The organism is Paraburkholderia sp. JHI2823 (assembly GCF_038900695.1).
In the GTDB taxonomy this organism is placed as follows: domain Bacteria; phylum Pseudomonadota; class Gammaproteobacteria; order Burkholderiales; family Burkholderiaceae; genus Paraburkholderia; species Paraburkholderia mimosarum.
Window position 1 is genome coordinate 160,633 of the sequence record NZ_JAYMRY010000001.1, and the last position, 20,385, is coordinate 181,017.

Consider the following 20,385-nt stretch of genomic DNA (forward strand, 5'->3'; position numbering starts at 1 on the left):
AATTTAGCGGATTTTGACCAACTTCCGCAATGCGCAATCTGTCAAGATGCGGGCCGGGAAGCGGACCCGGAGGCGGATCGCGAAGCCGGTAGCGCCGGCCGCCCCGGCCAGCATCGGCACAGGATGTGCGCCCCTTGCCTGCGCATCCGAACCGCCGCATCCGAACCGCCATTACCCCGGAACCCCGTTTTGAAACTACACCAGGACTCCAGCGGCGCGCTGAATACCGTTACCGGTTACGGCGCCGATTATGTCGAAGTGAATCTCGAACGCCATACAGGCAGCATCATCATGATGCCCGAGTCGCCGGTCACCCCCTGGCCGGTGCAAGCGTTCGACGCCCTGACGCCCGAACTCTTCGAAATGCTGCTTCCGCTCAACCCCGAGGTGGTGGTGTTCGGCAGCGGCGAGCGCCTGCGCTTTCCGCACCCGCGCCTGACCGCGGCGCTGGCTGCCCGGCGCATCGGCGTCGAGGCGATGGACTTCAAGGCCGCCTGCCGCACCTACAACATTCTCATGGCCGAAGGCCGCCGCGTGGCGGCCGCACTCCTGCTCGAAAGGTGACGCAGCTTAAGCTTGTCATCAGGTAGCCGCGCAGCGCCGTAGTACACTTGCGCGCCGCGTGATGGCGCGCGCCGCCGCACACACGGGGTGCGGACGGGGCGAGCCCGCGCCATCCGAACCTCGACCGCAACGACTGCAACAAGAACAGGCTGAAACCCATGAACGATACGCCATCGAGGCTACCGCTCAACCGCAGCGCGATCCTGCTCCTGATCCTCGCCCTCGCCGTGATCTGGTTCCTGCCGCTCGGCTGGCGCCATCTGTTGCCGAGCGACGAAGGCCGCTACGCCGAAATGGCGCGCGAGATGCTCGCCTCCGGCGACTGGATCACGCCGCGCTACAACGACTACAAGTACTTCGAGAAGCCGCCGCTGCAGACCTGGATGAACGCGCTCACATTCGCGTGGTTCGGCATTGGCGAGTGGCAGGCGCGCCTTTATACGGCGCTCACCGGCTTCGCGGGCGTGCTGCTCATCGGCTTCACGGGCGCGCGCGTGTTCAACGCCGCCACGGGCTTCTTCGCTGCGGTCGTGCTCGCGTGCGCGCCGTACTGGAACCTGATGGGCCACTTCAACACGCTCGACATGGGCCTGTCGTTCTGGATGCAGCTCACGCTGTGCGCGCTCTTGCTCGCGCAGCGCCCCGACCTGCCCAAGGCAAGCGCGCGGCTCTGGATGTGGGTGTGCTGGGCGGCCATGGCAATGGCAGTGCTCTCCAAAGGTCTGGTCGGGCTGATCCTGCCGGGCGCGGTGCTCGTCCTCTACACGGGGATTTCGCGCGACTGGGCGCTCTGGAAGCGCCTCTATCTCGTGAGCGGCCTGATCGTGTTCTTCGCGATCGTTGCGCCGTGGTTCATCCTCGTGCAGCAGCGCAATCCCGAGTTCTTCAACTTCTTCTTCATCGTCCAGCAGTTCCGGCGCTACCTCACGCCGGAGCAGAACCGCCCCGGCCCGTTCTACTACTTCGTGCCGGTCATGCTGGTCGGCTTTCTGCCGTGGCTCTCGGTGAGCGTGCAGAGCGTGCGCCACGCGCTGCGCGCGCCGCGCCAGCCCAACGGCTTCTCGCCCGTCACGCTGATGTTCGTGTGGACGGTGTTCATTTTCCTGTTCTTCAGCGTTTCCCACTCGAAGCTGGTCTCCTACGTGCTGCCCATCGCGCCGCCCGTCGCGCTCATCATCGGCATGTATCTGCCGCTCATGACGCGCGCGCAGTGGAACCGGCACCTCGCAGGCTACGCGCTCCTCGCCGCCGCGCTGATGGCCGGCTCCTTCGTGCTCACCCGCTTCGGCGATGCGCGCAACCCCAACGCGCTCTACCGGGCGTTCCAGGTATGGGTGTTCGCCGCCGCCGCGGTGGCCTTCGTCGTGACCATGGTCGGCCTGCGCCTGAACCGCGCGAAGCGCACGCCGGACACCGGCGCGCGAGCGCCGGCGCTCGCGCTCGGTACCGCGTGGCTGCTGCTCGCCACCATCGCCGGCACGGGCCACGACGTATTCGGCACGCTGAGCTCGGGGGCGCCGCTCGCACCCGCGGTGCGCGCCGCCATCGCGAAGCTGCCGCCCGACACGCCGTTCTACTCGGTGGGCGTGCTCGACCACACCATGCCGTTCTACGTGCGCCACTCGATGACGATGGTCGAGGTCACCGACGAGCTTGCCTTCGGCATCTCCGAGGAACCACAAAAATGGGTGCCGACCATCGCCGAATGGGAAACCCGCTGGAAGGCCGACCGCTATGCGCTCGCGCTGATTCCCGTGAAGCGCTACGAAGAGCTCGCCGCGCAGGGCTTGCCGATGCAGGTCATTGCCCGCGACGCGCGCCGCGTGATCGTCGAGAAGCCCCAATCCTGACCACTTCCGGCCCCCCGTGGCGCATGCGCGATAATTGGCGCGGCCGGCGAGGCGCGGCCGGCGAGGCGCGGCCGGCCAGGCGCGGCCGGTAACGTCCCGCCTGCGCCAGCGGCCAACGGCCACGATCCCGCCGCACCCCCATAACCCGTTGAACCACCCTTTCCGATGAATCCGATTTCCCTGATCTGCATCCTCGCCGGCGTCGGCCTCAATGCCTGTGCGCAACTGTTGCTGAAAGCCGGTGTCAATGCCGTTGGACACTTCGAATTCACCCGTGCGAACATCCTGCCCATCGGCTGGAAGCTTGCAACGCAAGTGCCGATTCTGGGCGGCCTCGCCTGCTACGTGTTCAGCGTGGTCGTGTGGATCGTCGGGCTCTCGCGCGTGGACGTCTCGATCGCCTACCCGATGCTCTCGCTCGGCTACGTGGTCAATGCGTTCGCGGCGTGGTATCTGTTCGGCGAGGTCATGAGCGTGCAGCGGCTCGTCGGCATCGGCATCATCCTGATCGGCGTGTTCGTGCTGGCGCGCAGCTAGAACGCCGCGGCGCCCCGTATTCTCGCTTGTCGCGCTGCATGCCCCGCCCCATATAAGGAATTCGTAAGGCGTGCAGATTCTTTCGCCTGGCCCACTTTCTGACGAGCAACGACTCCCACACCCATGTCCCAGTCATCCTCGCAGTCTCTCCCTTTCCTGCCGTTCGTGCGCCCCGAAATCGACGAGGAAACCATCCAGGGCGTCGCCGATGTGCTGCGCTCGGGCTGGATCACGACCGGTCCGCAGAACCAGGCGTTCGAGGCCGCGCTCTCCGCGTATTGCGGCGGCCGGCCCGTGCGCACGTTCAACTCGGGCACGGCCACGCTCGAAATCGGCCTGCGCATCGCCGGCGTCGGTCCCGGCGACGAGGTCATCACCACGCCCGCGTCGTGGGTCGCCACGAGCAACGTGATCTATGAAGTGGGCGCGACGCCGGTGTTCGCCGACATCGATCCGCTCACGCGCAACATCGACCTCGACAAGCTCGAGGCCGCCATCACGCCGAAGACGAAAGCGCTCATCCCCGTCTACCTCGCGGGCCTGCCCGTCGACATGGACCGCCTTTACGCGATCGCCCGCCAGCACAAGCTGCGCGTGATCGAGGACGCCGCGCAGGCGTTCGGCTCGCAGTGGAATGGCAAGCGAATTGGCTCGATCGGCGACCTCGTGTCGTTCAGCTTCCACCCCAACAAGAACCTCACCTCGATCGAGGGCGGCGCGCTCGTCCTCAACGACGAGGCCGAGGCCGTCCTCGCGCAGAAGTACCGCCTGCAAGGCATCACGCGCACCGGCTTCGACGGCATGGACTGCGACGTGCTCGGCGGCAAGTACAATCTCACCGATGTCGCCGCGCGCGTCGGGCTCGGCCAGCTCAAGCACATCGAGCGCTTCACCCGTCAGCGCATCGCGCTCGCGCGCGCCTACTTCGCGGGGCTGGAGGGCGGCGCGGCGGTCAAGCTCGGCGTGGGCCTGCCGCTCGCCGATTTCACCAACAGCAACTGGCATATGTTCCAGATCACGCTGCCGCTGGAGAAGCTCGCCATCACGCGCGGCGGCTTCATGGGCGAGCTCAAGGAACGCGGCATCGGCTCGGGCGTGCACTACCCGGCCATCCACCTTTTCACGCTCTACCGCGAGCGTGGTTTCAAGGCGGGTATGTTCCCGCACGCGGAGCGCTTCGGCGCGAGCACGGTCACGCTGCCGCTCTTCACGCAGATGACCGAAGCCGATGTGGCGCGCGTATGCCACGCGGTGAACGAAATCTGTACGAAGTTCGCGAAGTAAGCCGCGGAAAGAGTCGGCCGGGAAGCATCAGGGGAAACGCAGACAGACGGTGCAGCTCATGCGCTACCGGTCTGCGCACGCAGTAAACCGCAGCATCAATAACGGAATCGACGCACACATGAGTCAAACGGAACAACGCACCTTGACCCCGGACACGCCGGAAGTCTCGGTCATCATTCCGGTCTACAACGAGGAAGCAGGCCTTCCCGCGCTGTTCGCGCGCCTGTACCCGGCGCTCGACAAGCTAGGCACCTCGTACGAAGTGATCTTCATCAACGACGGCAGCCGCGACCGCTCGGCCGCGATGCTCGCCGAGCAGTTCCGCGCACGCCCCGACGCCACCCGCGCGATCCTGCTCAACGGCAACTACGGGCAGCACATGGCGATTCTCGCGGGCTTCGAGCAGGCGCGCGGCGAGATCGTCATCACGCTCGACGCCGACCTGCAAAATCCGCCCGAGGAGATCGGCAAGCTCGTCGAGAAGATGCGCGAAGGCTACGACTACGTCGGGACGATCCGCAAGCAACGCCAGGACAGCCTGTGGCGGCGCAAGGCGTCGCAGGCCATGAACCGGCTGCGCGAGCGCATCACGCGCATCAAGATGACCGATCAGGGCTGCATGCTGCGCGCGTACGACCGCCGCATCATCGACACGATCAACCGCTGCGGCGAAATCAACACGTTCATCCCCGCGCTCGCGTACACGTTCTCGCAAAACCCCGTCGAGGTGGAGGTCGCGCACGAGGAGCGCTTCGCGGGCGAGTCGAAGTATTCGCTCTATAGCCTGATCCGGCTGAATTTCGACCTCGTGACGGGTTTCTCCGTCGTGCCGCTGCAGTGGCTCTCGTTCATCGGCGTGATCCTGTCGCTCGGCTCGGCCGGCCTCTTCGTGCTGCTGCTGATTCGCCGCTTCATCCTCGGCGCGGAAGTGCAAGGCGTATTCACGCTCTTCGCCATCACGTTCTTCCTGCTCGGCGTGATCATCTTCGCGCTCGGTCTGCTCGGCGAGTACATCGGCCGCATCTACCAGCAGGTGCGTGCACGCCCCCGCTATCTGATCCAGACGATCCTCGAGGAGCGCAACGACCGCGCCGTCGCCGATACGCCGCGCCAGGACGTCATGCAGGCCGCCGCGTTCGCACGACCGGCCAACGTCGGGACCAACCCGGCCAACGAAGGAGCCCGTCAATGAAGCCGCGCGCCGTCGTCTTCGCGTATCACAACGTGGGCGTGCGCTGCCTGCAGGTGCTGCTCGCGGGCGGCGTCGACGTCGCGCTCGTCGTCACGCACGAGGACAGCCCGACCGAGAACATCTGGTTCGGCAGCGTGAAGTCGGTGGCCGAGGAGCATGGCATCGAAGTCGTCACGCCTGCCGATCCGAGGAGTGCCGAGCTGCGCGCCGCCGTTTCCGCGGCGCGTCCGGACTTCATCTTCTCGTTCTACTACCGGCACATGCTGCCCGTGGACCTGCTCGCGCTCGCAGCGCGCGGCGCGTACAACATGCACGGCTCGCTGCTGCCTAAGTACCGCGGACGCGTACCCACGAACTGGGCCGTGCTCAACGGCGAGACCGAAACCGGCGCCACGCTGCACGAAATGGCCGCGAAGCCCGATGCCGGCGCCATCGTCGCGCAGACGCCTGTGCCGATCCTCCCCGACGACACCGCGGCACAGGTCTTCGACAAGGTGACGGTGGCCGCCGAGCAAACCCTCTGGCGCGTGCTGCCCGCGCTGATCGCGGGCGAAGCGCCGCATCTTCCGAACGATCTCGCCAAGGGCAGCTACTACGGCGGGCGCAAGCCCGAGGACGGCCGCATCGACTTCGGCCAGAGCGCGCAGCAGGTGTACAACCTGATTCGCGCCGTCGCGCCGCCCTATCCGGGCGCGTTCACGGATGTCGGCAACGCGCGGTTCGTGATCGCCCGCGCGCGCCTCGTGCGCCCCGGCTCGCAAGACGCCGAAAGGGTCCGCACCCTCGCCCGATTGCCCGTCGGCATCCACGTAAGCGATAATGCGTTTTTCGCCGTCTGCGGCGACGGCCGCGCCATCGCGATCCACGAACTGCGGCATGCGCCGAGCCATGGCGGTCAGGAGACCGTCATCCGCCCCGCCGCGTTCTCCGAACTCATTTCATCTGTCCCCCGTCCATGACCAAAAAAGTTCTGATCCTGGGTGTGAACGGCTTCATCGGCCACCACCTGTCCAAGCGCATCCTCGAAACCACGAACTGGGAAGTGTTCGGCATGGACATGCAGACGGAGCGCCTCGGCGACCTCGTCAAGCATGAGCGTATGCACTTCTTCGAAGGCGACATCACGATCAACAAGGAGTGGGTCGAGTATCACGTCAAGAAGTGCGACGTAATCCTGCCGCTCGTCGCCATCGCCACGCCCGCTACCTACGTGCAGCAACCGCTGCGCGTGTTCGAGCTCGACTTCGAGGCGAATCTGCCCATCGTGCGTTCGGCCGTGAAGTACCGCAAGCACCTCGTCTTCCCGTCGACCTCCGAGGTCTACGGCATGTGCAGCGACGAGCAGTTCGACCCCGATGCATCCGCCCTCACCTACGGCCCGATCAACAAGCCGCGCTGGATCTATGCGTGCTCGAAGCAGCTCATGGACCGCGTGATCTGGGGCTACGGCATGGAAGGCCTGAACTTCACGCTGTTCCGTCCGTTCAACTGGATCGGCCCGGGCCTCGACTCGATCTACACGCCGAAGGAAGGTTCGTCGCGCGTCGTCACGCAGTTCCTCGGCCACATCGTGCGCGGCGAGAACATCAGCCTCGTGGATGGCGGCGCGCAAAAGCGCGCGTTCACCGACATCGACGACGGCATCGAAGCGCTCATGAAGATCATCGAGAACAAGGACGGCGTCGCCACGGGCAAGATCTACAACATCGGCAACCCGACCAACAACTTCTCGGTGCGCGAACTCGCGCACAAGATGCTCGCGCTCGCGGCCGAGTTCCCCGAATACGCGGAGTCGGCCAGGAAGGTGCAACTCGTCGAAACGTCGTCGGGCGCCTACTACGGCGCGGGCTATCAGGACGTGCAGAATCGCGTGCCGAAGATCGACAACACGAAGCAGGAACTCGGCTGGGCGCCGAAGTCGACCTTCGACGAAGCGCTGCGCAAGATCTTCGAAGCGTACCGTGGCCATGTGGCCGAAGCCCGTGCGCTCGTCGAGCAACACTAAGCTTCAGACAAAGGTCCCAGTCACTTGGCCCGCATCGTCCTGAAAATCGACGTCGACACGCTGCGCGGCACGCGCGAAGGCGTGCCGAACCTCGCGCGCATCTTCGACCGCTACAAGGCGCGCGCCACGTTTCTGTTCAGCCTCGGTCCCGATCACACGGGCTGGGCGCTGCGGCGCGTCTTCCGGCCGGGCTTTCTCAAGAAAGTCTCGCGCACATCCGTGGTCGAGCATTACGGCTTGAGGCAGCTGATGTACGGCGTGCTGCTGCCTGGCCCCGACATCGGCGTGGAGGCGGCTGCGCAAATGCGCGCGATACACGAAGCCGGCTTCGAGTGCGGCATCCATACGTGGGATCACGTGTACTGGCAGGACAACGTTCGCACACGCGATGCGCGATGGACCGCGCGCCAGATGCAGAAGAGCCATGACCGCTTCACGCGGATCTTCGGCACGCCGCCCGTCACGCACGGTGCGGCAGGCTGGCAGATGAACGAGGCCGCCTTCGAGCAGATCGACGCCTGGGGCATGAAGTACGCTTCCGACGGGCGCGGGCATTCGCCCTATCGCCCCGTGGTGGCAGGCCGCACGCTGAACCACGTGCAAATGCCCACCACCTTGCCCACGCTCGACGAAGTGCTCGGCGTGGACGGTGTCGATACCGGCACGGTCGCGGCGTGGCTGCTCAAGCGCACGGAGAACAATCCGCACGACCAGGTCTTCACGTTGCATGCCGAACTCGAAGGCCAGAAGCTCGCGGGCGTGTTCGAGCAACTGCTGGCCGGCTGGCGCGCACAAGGCCACACGTTTGCCACGATGGGCGATTACCATGCGACGCTGGACCCGGATTCGCTGCCATCGTACCCTGTCACCTGGGGCGAGATCGCCGGCCGCTCGGGCCAGTTGATCGTTCAGCCCGACTGAATCCGCCGCCCGCGGGGCGCCCGCCAGGATCCGTGCCCGTCCAACGCCCCGCACCGCGGGCGGCACGCCGTTCCGGCGGACCGGCACCGCAGCGCGTCCAGCCTGAAGGCGCTGCGGCAGCGCCCGCCAATAACAAAGGGAGAGCCACGTGCCTGACGTGACCATCGCAGTCGATCAACCCGTTCCCGACTTCACCGCGCCCGCCACCGGCGGCGACTTCACGCTCTCGAGCCTGAGGGGCAGCAAGGTGGTGCTGTACTTCTATCCGAAAGACAACACGCCGGGCTGCACGACCGAAGGCCTGCAGTTCCGCGACCTCTCTCCGAAGTTCAGGAAGGCCGGCGCGCAGATCGTGGGCGTGTCGCGTGACAGCGTGCGCTCGCACGATAACTTCAAGGCCAAGCTCGAACTGCCGTTTACCTTGGTATCGGATGCCGACGAAGCGCTCTGCACGCTCTTCGACGTCATCAAATTGAAGAAAATGTATGGCAAACAGGTTCGAGGTATCGAACGCTCGACCTTCCTCATCGACGCCGACGGGGTACTGCGCCAGGAGTGGCGCGGAATCAAGGTGCCGGGCCATGTCGAGGAAATTCTGGAGGCTGTACAAGCGCTTTGAGGAGCGTTATATTGGGCTGCAATGAGTGCCTGTCCAACCCTTTTTACGTCGCGTTGCGTCGGTGTCGCTGCCGGTCATGGGATGACCGGAAATGCGCATCGGAGGCAACGGGTCAACACCGAAGTGAAGCCGCTTGCCTCGTCATCCGGGGCGGCGGCTTTTTTGTTTGTCCTACGCTGTTCCCTACCGCTTTTCTTTCCGTCCATGCCGGCTCTGCGACCCGGCATGCGCAAACGTCAAGGAGCTGATCGAAAACCAGGCGAACCGGCATTTTCTGACCTGAGCGCGCACCTTGCGCAGTAACGGCGGGCGCCTACCCGGCATCCGCACGCACCGCCCGAAAGCGCGCCTTACTGGGTAACCCCGCGACCACTCGACCCGATTTTTTCGAGGGACACCATGCCTTTGCCTACTCCCCCCAGCAAGCTCGGCAACCTGCTGCCGCCCGAAGAATACAAGGCGCGCGCCCGCACGACGCGGAGCACACGCAAAGCCGCGAGCGAGAACGACGCTGCCGACGTTGGCGAATACGGCCCGGCCAGCGTCGCCGAGCCGATGACGCCGGCGGCCAACGCCGCGACCACGTTGCGCACGGTCCCGCTCTCGAGCGCGAGTGCCGAACTGGCCGCGCTCGAGCCCGTCGCCCCGGCGCCCGCACGCAACAAACGCAAACAGGCCACGCCTGTGCTGTTGCAGCCGCTCGAAGCGCGCACCGGCGGCGACGAGGCACCGGTTGCACGCGGCGGCAAACCCGTCTCGACCAAAGCGTCCGGCGGCGCTGCTGCACCGGCCACGCGTCCCGGCACGAAAAAGCGCGTGCATCCGGAAGAGAGCACGGAAGTCCAGAAGCTTTTCGTGCTCGACACGAACGTGCTCATGCACGACCCGACCTGCCTTTTCCGCTTCGAGGAACACGACGTCTATCTGCCGATGATGACGTTGGAAGAACTCGACAACCACAAGAAGGGCATGTCGGAAGTCGCGCGCAACGCGCGCCAGGTGAGCCGCACGCTCGACCAGCTGGTCGCCAATGCCGGCCCCATCTCCGAAGGCATTTCGCTCGGCCGCCTCGGCAGCCGCGAGGCGCTCGGACGCCTGTACTTCCAGACCACGCTCACACACATCGATCCGGTCGATGGCCTGCCCCAAGGCAAGGCCGACAACCAGATCCTCGGCGTCGTGCGCGCGCTGCAGCGCGACCGCCCAGACCGCCTCGTCGTGCTGGTGTCGAAAGACATCAACATGCGCATCAAGGCCCATGCGCTGGGCCTGCCCGCGGAAGACTACTTCAACGACCAGGTTCTCGAAGACAAGGATCTGCTCTACTCGGGCGTGCGCGCGCTGCCGCAGGACTTCTGGACGAAGCACGCCAAGGGCATGGAGTCCTGGCAGGAGACCAAGACCGGCACGACGTATTACCGCGTGACGGGTCCCGAATGCCTCTCGATGCTCGTGAACGAGTTCGTCTATCTGGAGCCGCAGAACGGCGAGCCCGCGTTTCATGCGATCGTGCGCGAGCTCAACGGCAAGACGGCGCTGCTGCAAACGCTGCGCGACTACGGCCACCACAAGAACAACGTGTGGGGCATCACGGCGCGCAACCGCGAGCAGAACTTCGCGCTGAACCTGCTGATGAACCCGGAAATCGACTTCGTCACCCTGCTCGGCCAGGCCGGCACGGGCAAGACGCTCGTCGCGCTCGCGGCGGGCCTCGCGCAGGTGCTCGACGAGAAGCGTTACAACGAGATCATCGTGACGCGCGCGACGGTGCCGGTAGGCGAGGACATCGGCTTCCTGCCGGGCACCGAAGAAGAAAAGATGCAACCGTGGATGGGCGCCTTCGACGATAACCTCGAAGTGCTCCAGAAGACCGACGACGCCGCCGGCGAATGGGGCCGCGCCGCGACCCAGGAACTGATCCGTTCGCGTCTGAAGGTCAAGAGCATGAACTTCATGCGCGGGCGCACGTTCGTGGACAAGTATCTGATCATCGACGAGGCGCAGAATCTCACGCCCAAGCAGATGAAGACGCTCGTCACCCGTGCGGGTCCGGGCACGAAGATCGTGTGTCTTGGCAACATCGCCCAGATCGACACGCCGTATCTGACGGAAGGCAGCTCGGGCCTCACCTATGTGGTGGACCGTTTCAAGGGCTGGGCGCATAGCGGCCACGTGACACTCGCCCGCGGTGAGCGTTCGCGGCTTGCCGATTACGCGTCGGACATTCTGTAAGCCGTTCGCCGGACGCCCTTTTACCGGGCGTTCACGCGCAAGTGAGGACCGTAGCGGGGTAACCCGATACGGTCCTTTTTTCTTGGGCGCGTTCCCCGAGCGCAACAGTTGGCGCACGAACTTCAAGTAAGTTATGAAGAATTCTTGCGAAAGCACTGACGGACCGGCTACTATCCGCCCATGACCGACCGTTATTCCGATGGCGCCTGCGTCGCACGCGCCTCGCCCGCTTCATGCGCCGACTCTGGCTCCCGCTTCTGATCGCCGTGTTGCTTGCCGCGTGTTCGAGCGCGCCGCAAAAGGTGTCGCGCGGAGCATCGTCCTCGAGCGAAAACGCGTGGCGCACGCGCCCCCCGGAGTTGCCGGATTTTGTCGATCACAGCATAGGCCGCGAGGAAATCTCGATCCAGGCGATGGCTCTCGTCGGCATTCCGTATCGATGGGGCGGCAATACGCCCGACAGCGGCTTCGATTGCAGCGGCCTCGTGAAATACGTGCTCGTGCGCTCGGCCTCCGTCGATTTGCCGCGCACCACCATCGAGATGAGCACACGCGGCGAAACGATCGAACCCGGGGAGATCGCGCCAGGCGACCTCGTCTTTTTCAATACGACGGGTCGGCCCCATTCGCATGTCGGGATTTACGTCGGCAAGCTGCGGTTCGTCAACGCGCCCTCGACCGGCGGCACGGTGCGCCTCGACTATCTGACCAATCCTTACTGGGCCAAGCGCTTCGACGGCATCCGCCGCATGGCGCCGCCCAGGCGCACGCCTTTCGATGCGCCGACCCTGCAAGCGTCTGCGCCTGCCGAAAGCGCCGCCGGTTCGAGCAATGCGCGAGGAGCTTCCGCGATGGCGAGCGCATCGCCTGCGCCGGCGCCCGAGCCCGCACGCGCGCCTGGCGGCAGCCGGAACCGCGCCGCGGCGGCGGCGCCGCCCTCGCCTTATGCTGCTGTGCCGCCTGCTGTGCCGGTTGCTTCGACGGCTGCCGACGCATCCGCCGACGCGTTCGAGCCGCCGCCAGCCTCGCTCGGCAGCGCACAAGCGCAGGCGCGAGAAGCGGGCGCCGTTGCGCCCGTCAATGAGGCGCCTGTCTATGCCGCGCGCCCCGTCACCAGCCTCGCCGCCGGCGCTACGGTAGGTGCCGCCGTCAGCGCTGAGCGCGACCCCATCGAGGCCGCAGCCGATGCCTTCGAGCCCCCGCCGCCCAACGCCGCAGCAGCGGCGCGCCAGGCAGGCCTCGCGGGTTCGACGCCGATCCAGGCGTCCTCACTGCCCGTAGGCAGCGCGCAGATCATGCGCGCCTCGACGGCTGGCGCAGTCTCCCCCGCCCCGACCCAGTCCAGCGACGACCCGATCGCGCGCTTCGCCAACGGCGGCGACTGAAACGCCGACCGCGGCGCGGGAGGGCGCAATCTCGCCCCTGGCCGAACGGCGAGGCGGGTTTGCGGCGCCGGTCGCGTCTGCTATCGTTTTGGTACCGTTTTCGATACTTTCGCGCAGCGAGGCGACGATGGATCTCGGACTCAGCAAGAAGGTGGTGCTCGTAACGGGCGGCAGCAAAGGCATTGGCCTCGCCTGCGCGCGCGCGTTTGCGAAGGAAGGCGCGCGCGTGGCGATCGTCTCGCGCGACCCGGCTAATCTCGCGCGCGCCCGCGAGCAACTGACGAGCGAAGGCCTGCACGTGCATCTCACGCGTGCGGACCTGCACGAAGCGCACAGCGCCGCCGACGTGGTCGAGGAAGTCTCTACGGCGGTCGGCCCCATCGATATCCTCATCAACAGCGCGGGCGCGGCACGCCGCTACGACCCGGAAGCGCTCGACGCCGACGCTTTCAGGGCCACGATGGAGGCGAAGTATTTCCCTTATATCTACCCGCAGCAGGAAGTGCTGCGCCGCATGGTGCAGCGGATCAAGGCAGGCGAGAGCATGGAGCCCGGCGCGATCGTCAATATCATCGGCATGGGCGGCAAGTTCGCGAGCGACATCCATATCGCCGGCGGCGCGGCCAACGCGGCCCTGATGCTCGCCACGGTTGGTCTTGCTCACTACCACGCGCGCTACGGTATCCGCATCAACGCGATCAACCCGGGCGCCACGCTCACGGAACGTCTGCAGGAAGCCGTTCAGCTCGAAGCTCAGAGGGCAGGCGTCGACGCCGCCCAGGCACTCGCAAGCGGCGAAGCGAAGATTCCGCTCGGGCGCTACGCGAAACCGGAGGAAATTGCCGATGTCGCGCTTTTCCTCGCAAGCCGCCGCGCGAGCTACGTGACCGGTGCCCTCATCCCCATGGACGGCGCCAGCACACCGCTCATCTGAGGCGCGCGGCAGCGCGGGCAAGCCCCGAAAAGCACCGCGGCGCCCGAAGGCGCCGCAGGTTTTACATGAAGCGGTGACCGAGCCACCAGGCGGCCGCGGCCAGCGTGGCCGAGGCCGGGATGGTCAGCACCCACGCCCAGACGATGTTGCCGGCAACGCCCCAGCGCACGGCGCTGAGCTTCTGCGTCGCGCCAACTCCGACGATGGCGCCCGTGATCGTGTGCGTGGTCGACACGGGAATGCCCATCCATGAAGCCGTGAAGAGCGTGAGCGCCCCGCCTGCCTCCGCACAGAAGCCGCCGACCGGCTTGAGCCTGGTGATTTTCTGACCCATCGTTCGCACGATGCGCCAGCCGCCAAACAGCGTGCCCAGACCCATCGACAGATAGCAGCCGCCAATCACCCAGATGGGCGGCGCATCCGAGCCGATTGCCGAGTAGCCCGTTGCGATCAGCAGCATCCAGATGATGCCGATGGTCTTCTGCGCATCGTTGCCGCCGTGACCAAGGCTATAGAGCCCCGCCGACACAAGCTGCAGACGCCGGAACCGGCGGTCGACCTTGCTGGGCGGCGTGCGGAAATAGAGCCACGACACCGTGAGCATGAAGAATGATCCCAGCACGAAGCCGAGCAGCGGCGAGACGAAGATGAACGCCACGGTCTTCATGAGGCCGTCGAAATTCAGTGAGCCCCAGCCCGACTTCGCGAGCGCCGCGCCCACCAGGCCGCCGATCAGCGCATGCGAGGAACTCGACGGAATGCCGTAGTACCAGGTCAGCACGTTCCAGCCGATCGCGCCCATCAGTGCGCCGAACACCACATAGTGGTCGACGATATCGGGGTCGATGGTGCCCTTGCCCACCGTCTGCGCGACCTTCAGATGGAACACGAAATAGGCGATCACGTTGAACATGGCGGCGAATGCAACCGCCTGCTGCGGCTTGAGCACCCCCGTCGACACGACCGTGGCGATCGAATTCGCCGCATCGTGAAAGCCGTTCATGAAGTCGAAAACGAGGGCGATGGCGATCAGCGTAGCGACCGCCCAGAGGGCGAGTTGTATCGATTGCATCGCAGTCCGCTCAGGCGTTTTCCAGCACGATGCCTTCGATGATGTTCGCGACATCCTCGCACTTGTCCGTGATCGTTTCGAGCAGCTCGTAGATCGCTTTCAGCTTGATCAGCGTCTTGACGTTGTCTTCCTCGCGGAAGAGCTTCGACATGGCCCCGCGCAGCAGGCGGTCCGCGTCGGACTCGAGTCGGTCAATGTCCTCGCAGGCCTTCAGGATCTCGCGCGCCTGTTTCATGTCGGAGAGCATTCCCACCGCAAGCTGCACGCGCTGCGCCGAAGCCGCCACCACGTGCGCGAGCTGGCTCGCCTCGGCGGTCACCGACTGCACGTCGTAGAGCGAAATCGCGGTGGCGACGTCTTCCATCAGATCCAGGCAGTCGTCCATCGTCGTGATCAGCTTGTGGATCTCGTCGCGGTCGAGCGGTGTAATGAACGTCTTGTGAAGGAGATCGATCGCCTCGTGCGTGAGCTTGTCGGCCTGCTTTTCGGCCGCCTGCACGTTCTGCTTGTGGACCTCGGCATCCGCGAGGTTATCGATCAGGAGTTCGAGCTCGCGGCTCGCGGAAACGATGCACTTCGCGTGCGCATTGAAGATCTCGAAGAATTTGCCCTCGGTGGGCATGAAGCGACCGAACATTGGTATCCCGGAAATTGGTCTCGAATTGCCGTCACAAAACAGCAAAATAGCCGTCACAAAACGGCAATATTGTATCGTCAGCAGAGAACGGCCGCATTGAATGACGGGCGCAACAGCGGCTTTTGCGCCACTATGGCGCAACCGCCGCCTGCAAGTCACTCGCCGTAGAAGGTCTGCGCGCCCGCAAAATTATCGAACTTCGTGTATTGACCGTGGAACGTGAGCCGAACGGGACCGATCGGGCCGTTACGCTGCTTGCCGATGATGATCTCCGCGGTGCCCTTGTCGGGGCTGTCCGGGTTGTAGACTTCGTCGCGGTAGATGAACAGGATGACGTCCGCGTCCTGTTCGATAGCGCCTGACTCGCGCAGGTCCGACATCACGGGGCGTTTGTTCGGACGCTGCTCGAGACCGCGGTTCAGCTGCGACAGCGCGATCACGGGCACATCCAGCTCCTTCGCCAAGCTCTTGAGCGAGCGCGAGATTTCTGAAATCTCGGTGGCGCGGTTCTCCCCCGTCGACGATCCGCTCATGAGCTGCAGATAGTCGATGATGATGAGCCCGAGTTTGCCGCATTGACGCGACAGGCGCCGCGCGCGCGAGCGCAGTTCCATCGGGTTCAGCCCGCCCGTTTCGTCGATGAAGATCTGCGCCTCGCTCATTTTCTGCACCGCGTGCGTGAGCTTCGGCCAGTCCTCGTCGGTCAGGCGCCCGGTGCGCATGCGGTGCTGGTCGAGACGACCCACGGAGCCGAGCATACGCATGATCAGCTGCGTGCCCGGCATTTCCATCGAGAACACCGCGACGGGCAGGCCGTACTCCACGGCCACGTACTCGCCGATATTCATCGAGAACGCGGTCTTACCCATCGACGGGCGTCCCGCCACGATGATCAGTTCGCCGCCGTGCATGCCCGACGTCATGCGGTCGAGATCCATGAAGCCCGTTGGCGTGCCCGTCACGTCGCTGGGATTGGCCGTGTGATAAAGCGTGTCGATGCGTTCCACGACCTGCGTGAGCAGCGGCCCGATCTCGAGGAAGCCTTGGGTGCCGCGTGCGCCATCTTCGGCGATCGAGAACACCTTCGATTCCGCCTCGTCGAGCAACTGACGCACTTCCTTGCCCTGCGGGTTGAACGCATCGGCCGAGATTTCATCGGCGACGGAGACGAGGCGGCGCAGCACCGCGCGGTCGCGCACGATTTCCGCATAGCGGCGGATGTTCGCCGCGCTCGGCGTGTTCTGCGCGAGGGCGTTCAGGTACGCGAGGCCGCCCACGTCGTCGGCCTTGCCCGAGGTGCCGAGCGCCTCGTACACCGTCACCACGTCGGCCGGGCGCGTAGCCGCGATCAGGCGGCCAATATGCTCGAAGATGATGCGGTGATCGTAGCGGTAGAAGTCGCTTTGTGAGAGGAAGTCGGCAATCCGGTCCCAGGCGCCGTTATCCAGCAACAGGCCGCCGAGCACCGATTGTTCGGCTTCGATCGAGTGCGGCGGGACTTTCAGCGAGTCGAGTTGGGGATCTTTCGGAGCGTTCATGGAGGGCAATTATCGGGCAATCGGGGCGCGCGGAACAAGCTTGAAAACACGCAATGAGCACGCAACAAAAAAGGCAGAAGCCCTGCGGCTCCTGCCCTTCCTGAATTTTGCGTCAAACCGTGCAGCCCGAGCGGGCGTGCACGGCAAGCGCTGAGTGCTTAGGCGTGCTCGCCCAGCACCGACACCGTGACGTCGACGAGGACGTCGGTGTGCAGCGAAACGTGCACCGGGTGGTCGCCCACCATCTTCAGCGGGCCTTCCGGCAGACGCACTTGCGCCTTTTCCACTGCGAAGCCTTGCTTCGTCAGCGCAACGGCGATGTCCGCGTTGGTGACCGAACCGAACAGACGGCCGTCCACGCCGGCCTTCTGGCCGATCTGAACGGTCAGGCCGTTGAGCTTCTCGCCTTCGGCTTGTGCAGCTGCCAGCTTCTCAGCGGCGGCCTTTTCGAGTTCAGCGCGGCGAACTTCGAATTCGGCGATTGCGTCCTTCGTTGCACGGCGTGCCTTCTTGTTCGGGATCAGGAAGTTACGTGCGTAACCGTCCTTCACCTTGACGATGTCGCCGAGGTTGCCCAGGTTGACGACTTTTTCCAGAAGAATGATCTGCATTCTATTGCTCCTTATCGCGTCGTCTTGTTAGGCCTTGTGCTGGTCGGTGTACGGCATCAGCGCGAGGAAACGCGCGCGCTTGATAGCCGTGTCCAGCTGACGCTGATAGTGGGCCTTCGTACCCGTCAGGCGAGCCGGCGTGATCTTGCCGTTTTCGCCGATGAAGTCCTTCAGCGTTTCGATGTCCTTGTAGTCGATCTGCTCGACGCCTGCAGCCGTGAAGCGGCAGAACTTCTTGCGCTTGAAGAGCGGGTTTTGTTGCTGACGACGCTTGTCGAATTTTTTACCAGTCGGGCGGGCCATGATTAGTCCTTTCCTGTACCTTGCATTTCGGTGATGTGAAACACCAGGGTTCGCGCATTGCGGTGCTTCTTCGCCAGAAAGCCGGTGAAGAGCGCTTCCACGCCCATCTCGCAGCTTTCGACGAGACCGCAGGCTTTGCCGGCCGCCACCGCGGGCATCGTGAGTTCGACGAAGCGGGGAATGCCGGCTTCGACGACCTCCGTGCGATGCTGCAACGTGACGCTAGCGATCGGAACGCCGGCGGGCGTATAGCGCACCGGTTCGCGCTCCACGACGCTAGCCGTGAGTTGCAGCCTGTTCACGGGGCAATTTCGGGCAAATGCGTTAAATCCTGATGGCTTGTGCCATTAAGCCTGCGCTTCGGTCGGCTGGGCAGCCGCCTTCTTGGCTTCTTCGCGCTGCACTTCCTTCATCATCGGCGACGGGCCGGTTTCGGCCTTCTTCATCTTGACGATGAGGTGACGCAGGACAGCGTCGTTGAACTTGAACGCGTGTTCCAGTTCGTCGAGCGTGCTCTGGTCGCATTCGATGTTCATGCAGACGTAGTGAGCCTTCGCGAGTTTCTCGATCATGTAGGCCAGTTGACGACGGCCCCAGTCTTCGATGCGGTGGACCTGGCCACCGTGCGACGTGATCGTGCTCTTGTAGCGCTCGATCATGGCGGGCACCTGCTCGCTCTGATCGGGATGCACGATGAAGACGATTTCGTAATGACGCATGTATCACTCCTTTTGGATTAAAGCCACCCGGGCGTCGGAACCGGTGCGGCAAGTGAGAAGCCGAAGATTGTAGCGCGGATGGGTTGCGCGCGCAAGCTAGATCGGGCCTTGGCGCGATGATTCGGGCGTGTTTTCAATGACTTGCGCGGCGCCTGGCGCGCCGGGGGCGCCCCCGCAGTGCGCCCGTTGGAAACGAAAGACGCGAAAGCCTAATGCCGCCTAGCTGCCGTGCGCCTCGCCCGCGCCTGCCGCGAGCCGCGCGTCGAGCGCCGCGCGCAGGCCGTCAATCGCGTCTGCGCCGGCATCCGTCACTGCCCACCAGGTCATGCCCGCCGCCTGCCAGCGCTGGAGTGCGTAGCCTTCGCTCGAAGGCGGCGGCGCGGCGCCCGAGACGGCCGGGCCGCTCGCGCCCGGCGGGAACACGTAGACGTCGATCACGTGCTTGCGATAGTGATAGACGAGGACCGCCACCCGCTCGCGCCCCACATAATCGAGGCGGCCGCCCGCGAGCGCAAAGCCCTCCTGCGCCAGATCGAAGACGGGCGGCGCATAGTCGATGCGGCCGTTGAACCATGGTTTCACGGTGTGGCGGTCCGTCGAGATCACGTCGAGGTCGCGGCCCGAGATCTGGGCGCGCACGTGGCTAGAAACGAGATCGTCGACGAAAGCGGCTTGCGCAGCAGGCCCGCGCAGATGCAGCGTGGCGATCACGGCGAGCGCGCAGAGCATCAGCAGGGCGCCGCCGAACCACGCGAACGTCGCCGCGCGCGGGCCGGCGTTTGGGATCGGCACACTCCACCCCGCATCGCCCCGCGCCCCGCCGCCACTGGATGGCCACCAGCTCCGCACCCAGTCGCGCCAGCCGCCCGCGGCGCGCCCTCGCGAAGGCGGAGGCGGCACCGTTGCGGATTCCGCGACCGTCGCCGGCAGCGCTGCGACGACGCGTGCGGCAAGCCCGGCGGGCGCCCGATGATAGGGCGCCGAGCGAATCATGCGAGAGATGGCCTGCGCGTCGTCGGCGGCGCGGCGGCACTGCTCGCAGCCTGCCAGATGCTCGCGCATGCGCCATTCGTCGGCGGGGGAAAGTTCACGATCGACGCTGGCGTCGACCAGCGGGCGCGCTTCGTTACAGTTCATCGGGCGCCTCCTTCGTGCGGCCTTCGGCGTGCGGGAGTCGCCGCAACGACGCTCCGCCGTCGGCGGCCGGCTCCTCGCGGAACCGGCCGCCGGTCTCCCGGACGGATGGTCTCCTGGCTTGACTGCTTCCCCCGACTCCTGCTGCGCCGTCCGCGCATCCTTGCGCGCGGACGACCGAATCGTTTGTTGCTTCCCCTGCCGATGCCCCGCGAGGCTCGCCCCGATACGACGCCAGCAGCGTCGCGAGGCGCCGCCGGCCGCGTGCGAGCCGCGACATCACGGTTCCCAGCGGCAAGTCCGCGATGGCCGCAATCTCGCGGTAGCCCAGCTCCTCCAGTTCGCGCAGCACCAGCACTTCCCGGTACTCCACCGGCAGGCGCCGCAACGCGTCCTGAACGTGGCGCGTATCCTCGGCGCGGATCGCCAGCGTCTCGGGATCGACGCCGCCCGTCTCCCAGCCTTCGAGCGGCGTGTCGTCGCGCAACTCGTCGAACGGTGCCACCTCTTCCGCGCCCGCGCGCCGCCGCCACTCGTCGTACCAGACGCGCCGCACGATCGCGAGCAGCCAGGGGCGCGCCTCGTCGCCGCGAAACGCGTCGAAGAAGCGAAACGCGCGCAGAAACGCCTCCTGGACGATGTCTTCGGCGTCGCCGGGATTGCGCGAGAGCCAGCGCGCGAGGTTATAGGCTGCGTCGAGATGCGGCAGCGCCAGCGCCTGGAAGCGGCGGCTGCGTCCTGCCTCATCCTGCTCGTACGCGGTTTCGCCCACGTCGTCCCCTCGCCTCTTCGTCTGGCTCGCGCGGCCCTGGCCGCCATAGACGCACTACCGATGCCGGGCCCAGTTT

At 65.4% G+C, this 20,385-nt stretch carries 21 protein-coding genes; 12 read left to right on the top strand and 9 right to left on the bottom strand.

Annotated elements, in window-relative coordinates; translation table 11 throughout:
- The first annotated feature begins 189 nt into the window (after window positions 1-189).
- The 12 genes from VSR34_RS00670 (at window position 190) to VSR34_RS00725 (ending at window position 13,523) form a co-directional block, all read left to right on the top strand.
- Entirely contained in the window at window positions 190-564 is a 375-nt protein-coding gene (locus VSR34_RS00670; protein WP_342961603.1) for an Mth938-like domain-containing protein, read from the top strand.
- Between the two features lie 158 nt (window positions 565-722).
- Window positions 723-2,414: a glycosyltransferase family 39 protein gene (locus VSR34_RS00675; RefSeq protein WP_036017900.1), complete on the top strand. Its 1,692-nt coding sequence runs from the start codon at window positions 723-725 to the stop codon at window positions 2,412-2,414.
- Window positions 2,415-2,579: 165 nt separating this feature from the next.
- Entirely contained in the window at window positions 2,580-2,951 is a 372-nt protein-coding gene (locus tag VSR34_RS00680) for an SMR family transporter (protein WP_028209938.1), read from the top strand.
- A 123-nt stretch (window positions 2,952-3,074) separates the two neighbouring features.
- The gene (locus tag VSR34_RS00685; protein WP_028209939.1) at window positions 3,075-4,235 is read left to right on the top strand and encodes a DegT/DnrJ/EryC1/StrS aminotransferase family protein; all 1,161 of its coding nucleotides are present in this window, start codon (window positions 3,075-3,077) and stop codon (window positions 4,233-4,235) included.
- A 118-nt stretch (window positions 4,236-4,353) separates the two neighbouring features.
- Complete coding sequence (locus VSR34_RS00690; RefSeq protein WP_028209940.1) at window positions 4,354-5,427, top strand: glycosyltransferase; 1,074 nt, start codon at window positions 4,354-4,356, stop codon at window positions 5,425-5,427.
- Entirely contained in the window at window positions 5,424-6,386 is a 963-nt protein-coding gene (locus VSR34_RS00695) for a formyltransferase (protein ID WP_342961604.1), read from the top strand. Before VSR34_RS00690 ends, VSR34_RS00695 begins: the two co-directional genes overlap by 4 nt.
- Window positions 6,383-7,432: a bifunctional UDP-4-keto-pentose/UDP-xylose synthase gene (locus VSR34_RS00700; RefSeq protein WP_028209942.1), complete on the top strand. Its 1,050-nt coding sequence runs from the start codon at window positions 6,383-6,385 to the stop codon at window positions 7,430-7,432. Before VSR34_RS00695 ends, VSR34_RS00700 begins: the two co-directional genes overlap by 4 nt.
- 24 nt (window positions 7,433-7,456) lie before the next feature.
- The gene (locus tag VSR34_RS00705) at window positions 7,457-8,353 is read left to right on the top strand and encodes a polysaccharide deacetylase family protein (RefSeq protein WP_028209943.1); all 897 of its coding nucleotides are present in this window, start codon (window positions 7,457-7,459) and stop codon (window positions 8,351-8,353) included.
- Window positions 8,354-8,510: 157 nt separating this feature from the next.
- Window positions 8,511-8,972 (top strand): peroxiredoxin, encoded by a 462-nt coding sequence (locus VSR34_RS00710; RefSeq protein ID WP_028209944.1) that lies wholly within the window; start codon window positions 8,511-8,513, stop codon window positions 8,970-8,972.
- A gap of 399 nt (window positions 8,973-9,371) precedes the next feature.
- On the top strand, window positions 9,372-11,204 hold the full coding sequence (locus VSR34_RS00715; RefSeq protein ID WP_028209945.1) for a PhoH family protein: 1,833 nt from the start codon (window positions 9,372-9,374) through the stop codon (window positions 11,202-11,204).
- A 233-nt stretch (window positions 11,205-11,437) separates the two neighbouring features.
- Window positions 11,438-12,589, top strand: a complete 1,152-nt coding sequence (locus tag VSR34_RS00720) for a C40 family peptidase (RefSeq protein WP_342961605.1) — start codon at window positions 11,438-11,440, stop codon at window positions 12,587-12,589.
- Window positions 12,590-12,716: 127 nt separating this feature from the next.
- Window positions 12,717-13,523 carry an SDR family oxidoreductase gene (locus VSR34_RS00725; RefSeq protein WP_028209947.1) on the top strand — a complete coding sequence of 269 codons (807 nt, stop codon included), beginning with the start codon at window positions 12,717-12,719 and terminating at the stop codon, window positions 13,521-13,523.
- Between the two features lie 61 nt (window positions 13,524-13,584).
- On the opposite strand, the gene VSR34_RS00730 is transcribed toward VSR34_RS00725, so the two are convergent.
- The 9 genes from VSR34_RS00730 to VSR34_RS00770 all read right to left on the bottom strand — a co-directional run bounded on the left by VSR34_RS00730 (window position 13,585) and on the right by VSR34_RS00770 (window position 20,309).
- The gene (locus VSR34_RS00730) at window positions 13,585-14,595 is read right to left on the bottom strand and encodes an inorganic phosphate transporter (protein ID WP_028209948.1); all 1,011 of its coding nucleotides are present in this window, start codon (window positions 14,593-14,595) and stop codon (window positions 13,585-13,587) included.
- Window positions 14,596-14,605: 10 nt separating this feature from the next.
- Window positions 14,606-15,232: a DUF47 domain-containing protein gene (locus VSR34_RS00735; RefSeq protein ID WP_028209949.1), complete on the bottom strand. Its 627-nt coding sequence runs from the start codon at window positions 15,230-15,232 to the stop codon at window positions 14,606-14,608.
- 155 nt (window positions 15,233-15,387) lie between these two features.
- The gene (locus tag VSR34_RS00740; RefSeq protein WP_028209950.1) at window positions 15,388-16,770 is read right to left on the bottom strand and encodes a replicative DNA helicase; all 1,383 of its coding nucleotides are present in this window, start codon (window positions 16,768-16,770) and stop codon (window positions 15,388-15,390) included.
- Between the two features lie 158 nt (window positions 16,771-16,928).
- The gene (rplI, locus tag VSR34_RS00745; protein WP_028209951.1) at window positions 16,929-17,381 is read right to left on the bottom strand and encodes a 50S ribosomal protein L9; all 453 of its coding nucleotides are present in this window, start codon (window positions 17,379-17,381) and stop codon (window positions 16,929-16,931) included.
- Window positions 17,382-17,408: 27 nt separating this feature from the next.
- Window positions 17,409-17,684: a 30S ribosomal protein S18 gene (gene rpsR / locus VSR34_RS00750; RefSeq protein ID WP_017776738.1), complete on the bottom strand. Its 276-nt coding sequence runs from the start codon at window positions 17,682-17,684 to the stop codon at window positions 17,409-17,411.
- Between the two features lie 2 nt (window positions 17,685-17,686).
- On the bottom strand, window positions 17,687-17,986 hold the full coding sequence (priB, locus tag VSR34_RS00755; RefSeq protein ID WP_028204898.1) for a primosomal replication protein N: 300 nt from the start codon (window positions 17,984-17,986) through the stop codon (window positions 17,687-17,689).
- A gap of 45 nt (window positions 17,987-18,031) precedes the next feature.
- Entirely contained in the window at window positions 18,032-18,403 is a 372-nt protein-coding gene (rpsF, locus tag VSR34_RS00760; protein WP_028209952.1) for a 30S ribosomal protein S6, read from the bottom strand.
- Window positions 18,404-18,622: 219 nt separating this feature from the next.
- Window positions 18,623-19,540 (bottom strand): zf-HC2 domain-containing protein, encoded by a 918-nt coding sequence (locus VSR34_RS00765; protein WP_028209953.1) that lies wholly within the window; start codon window positions 19,538-19,540, stop codon window positions 18,623-18,625.
- Window positions 19,530-20,309, bottom strand: a complete 780-nt coding sequence (locus tag VSR34_RS00770; RefSeq protein ID WP_028209954.1) for an RNA polymerase sigma factor — start codon at window positions 20,307-20,309, stop codon at window positions 19,530-19,532. The genes VSR34_RS00765 and VSR34_RS00770 overlap by 11 nt, the downstream gene beginning before the upstream one ends.
- Window positions 20,310-20,385 lie beyond the last annotated feature (76 nt).

Excerpts from the sequence above, each read along its gene's own strand:
- rpsR (WP_017776738.1), bottom strand. The coding sequence starts at position 17,684 with ATGGCCCGCCCGACTGGTAAAAAATTCGACAAGCGTCGTCAGCAACAA.
- VSR34_RS00720 (WP_342961605.1), top strand. The coding sequence starts at position 11,438 with ATGCGCCGACTCTGGCTCCCGCTTCTGATCGCCGTGTTGCTTGCCGCG.
- VSR34_RS00680 (WP_028209938.1), top strand. The coding sequence starts at position 2,580 with ATGAATCCGATTTCCCTGATCTGCATCCTCGCCGGCGTCGGCCTCAAT.
- VSR34_RS00740 (WP_028209950.1), bottom strand. The coding sequence starts at position 16,770 with ATGAACGCTCCGAAAGATCCCCAACTCGACTCGCTGAAAGTCCCGCCG.
- VSR34_RS00735 (WP_028209949.1), bottom strand. The coding sequence starts at position 15,232 with ATGTTCGGTCGCTTCATGCCCACCGAGGGCAAATTCTTCGAGATCTTC.
- VSR34_RS00700 (WP_028209942.1), top strand. The coding sequence starts at position 6,383 with ATGACCAAAAAAGTTCTGATCCTGGGTGTGAACGGCTTCATCGGCCAC.
- rpsF (WP_028209952.1), bottom strand. The coding sequence starts at position 18,403 with ATGCGTCATTACGAAATCGTCTTCATCGTGCATCCCGATCAGAGCGAG.
- VSR34_RS00730 (WP_028209948.1), bottom strand. The coding sequence starts at position 14,595 with ATGCAATCGATACAACTCGCCCTCTGGGCGGTCGCTACGCTGATCGCC.
- VSR34_RS00690 (WP_028209940.1), top strand. The coding sequence starts at position 4,354 with ATGAGTCAAACGGAACAACGCACCTTGACCCCGGACACGCCGGAAGTC.
- VSR34_RS00765 (WP_028209953.1), bottom strand. The coding sequence starts at position 19,540 with ATGAACTGTAACGAAGCGCGCCCGCTGGTCGACGCCAGCGTCGATCGT.
- rplI (WP_028209951.1), bottom strand. The coding sequence starts at position 17,381 with ATGCAGATCATTCTTCTGGAAAAAGTCGTCAACCTGGGCAACCTCGGC.
- VSR34_RS00725 (WP_028209947.1), top strand. The coding sequence starts at position 12,717 with ATGGATCTCGGACTCAGCAAGAAGGTGGTGCTCGTAACGGGCGGCAGC.
- VSR34_RS00685 (WP_028209939.1), top strand. The coding sequence starts at position 3,075 with ATGTCCCAGTCATCCTCGCAGTCTCTCCCTTTCCTGCCGTTCGTGCGC.
- VSR34_RS00715 (WP_028209945.1), top strand. The coding sequence starts at position 9,372 with ATGCCTTTGCCTACTCCCCCCAGCAAGCTCGGCAACCTGCTGCCGCCC.
- VSR34_RS00675 (WP_036017900.1), top strand. The coding sequence starts at position 723 with ATGAACGATACGCCATCGAGGCTACCGCTCAACCGCAGCGCGATCCTG.
- VSR34_RS00695 (WP_342961604.1), top strand. The coding sequence starts at position 5,424 with ATGAAGCCGCGCGCCGTCGTCTTCGCGTATCACAACGTGGGCGTGCGC.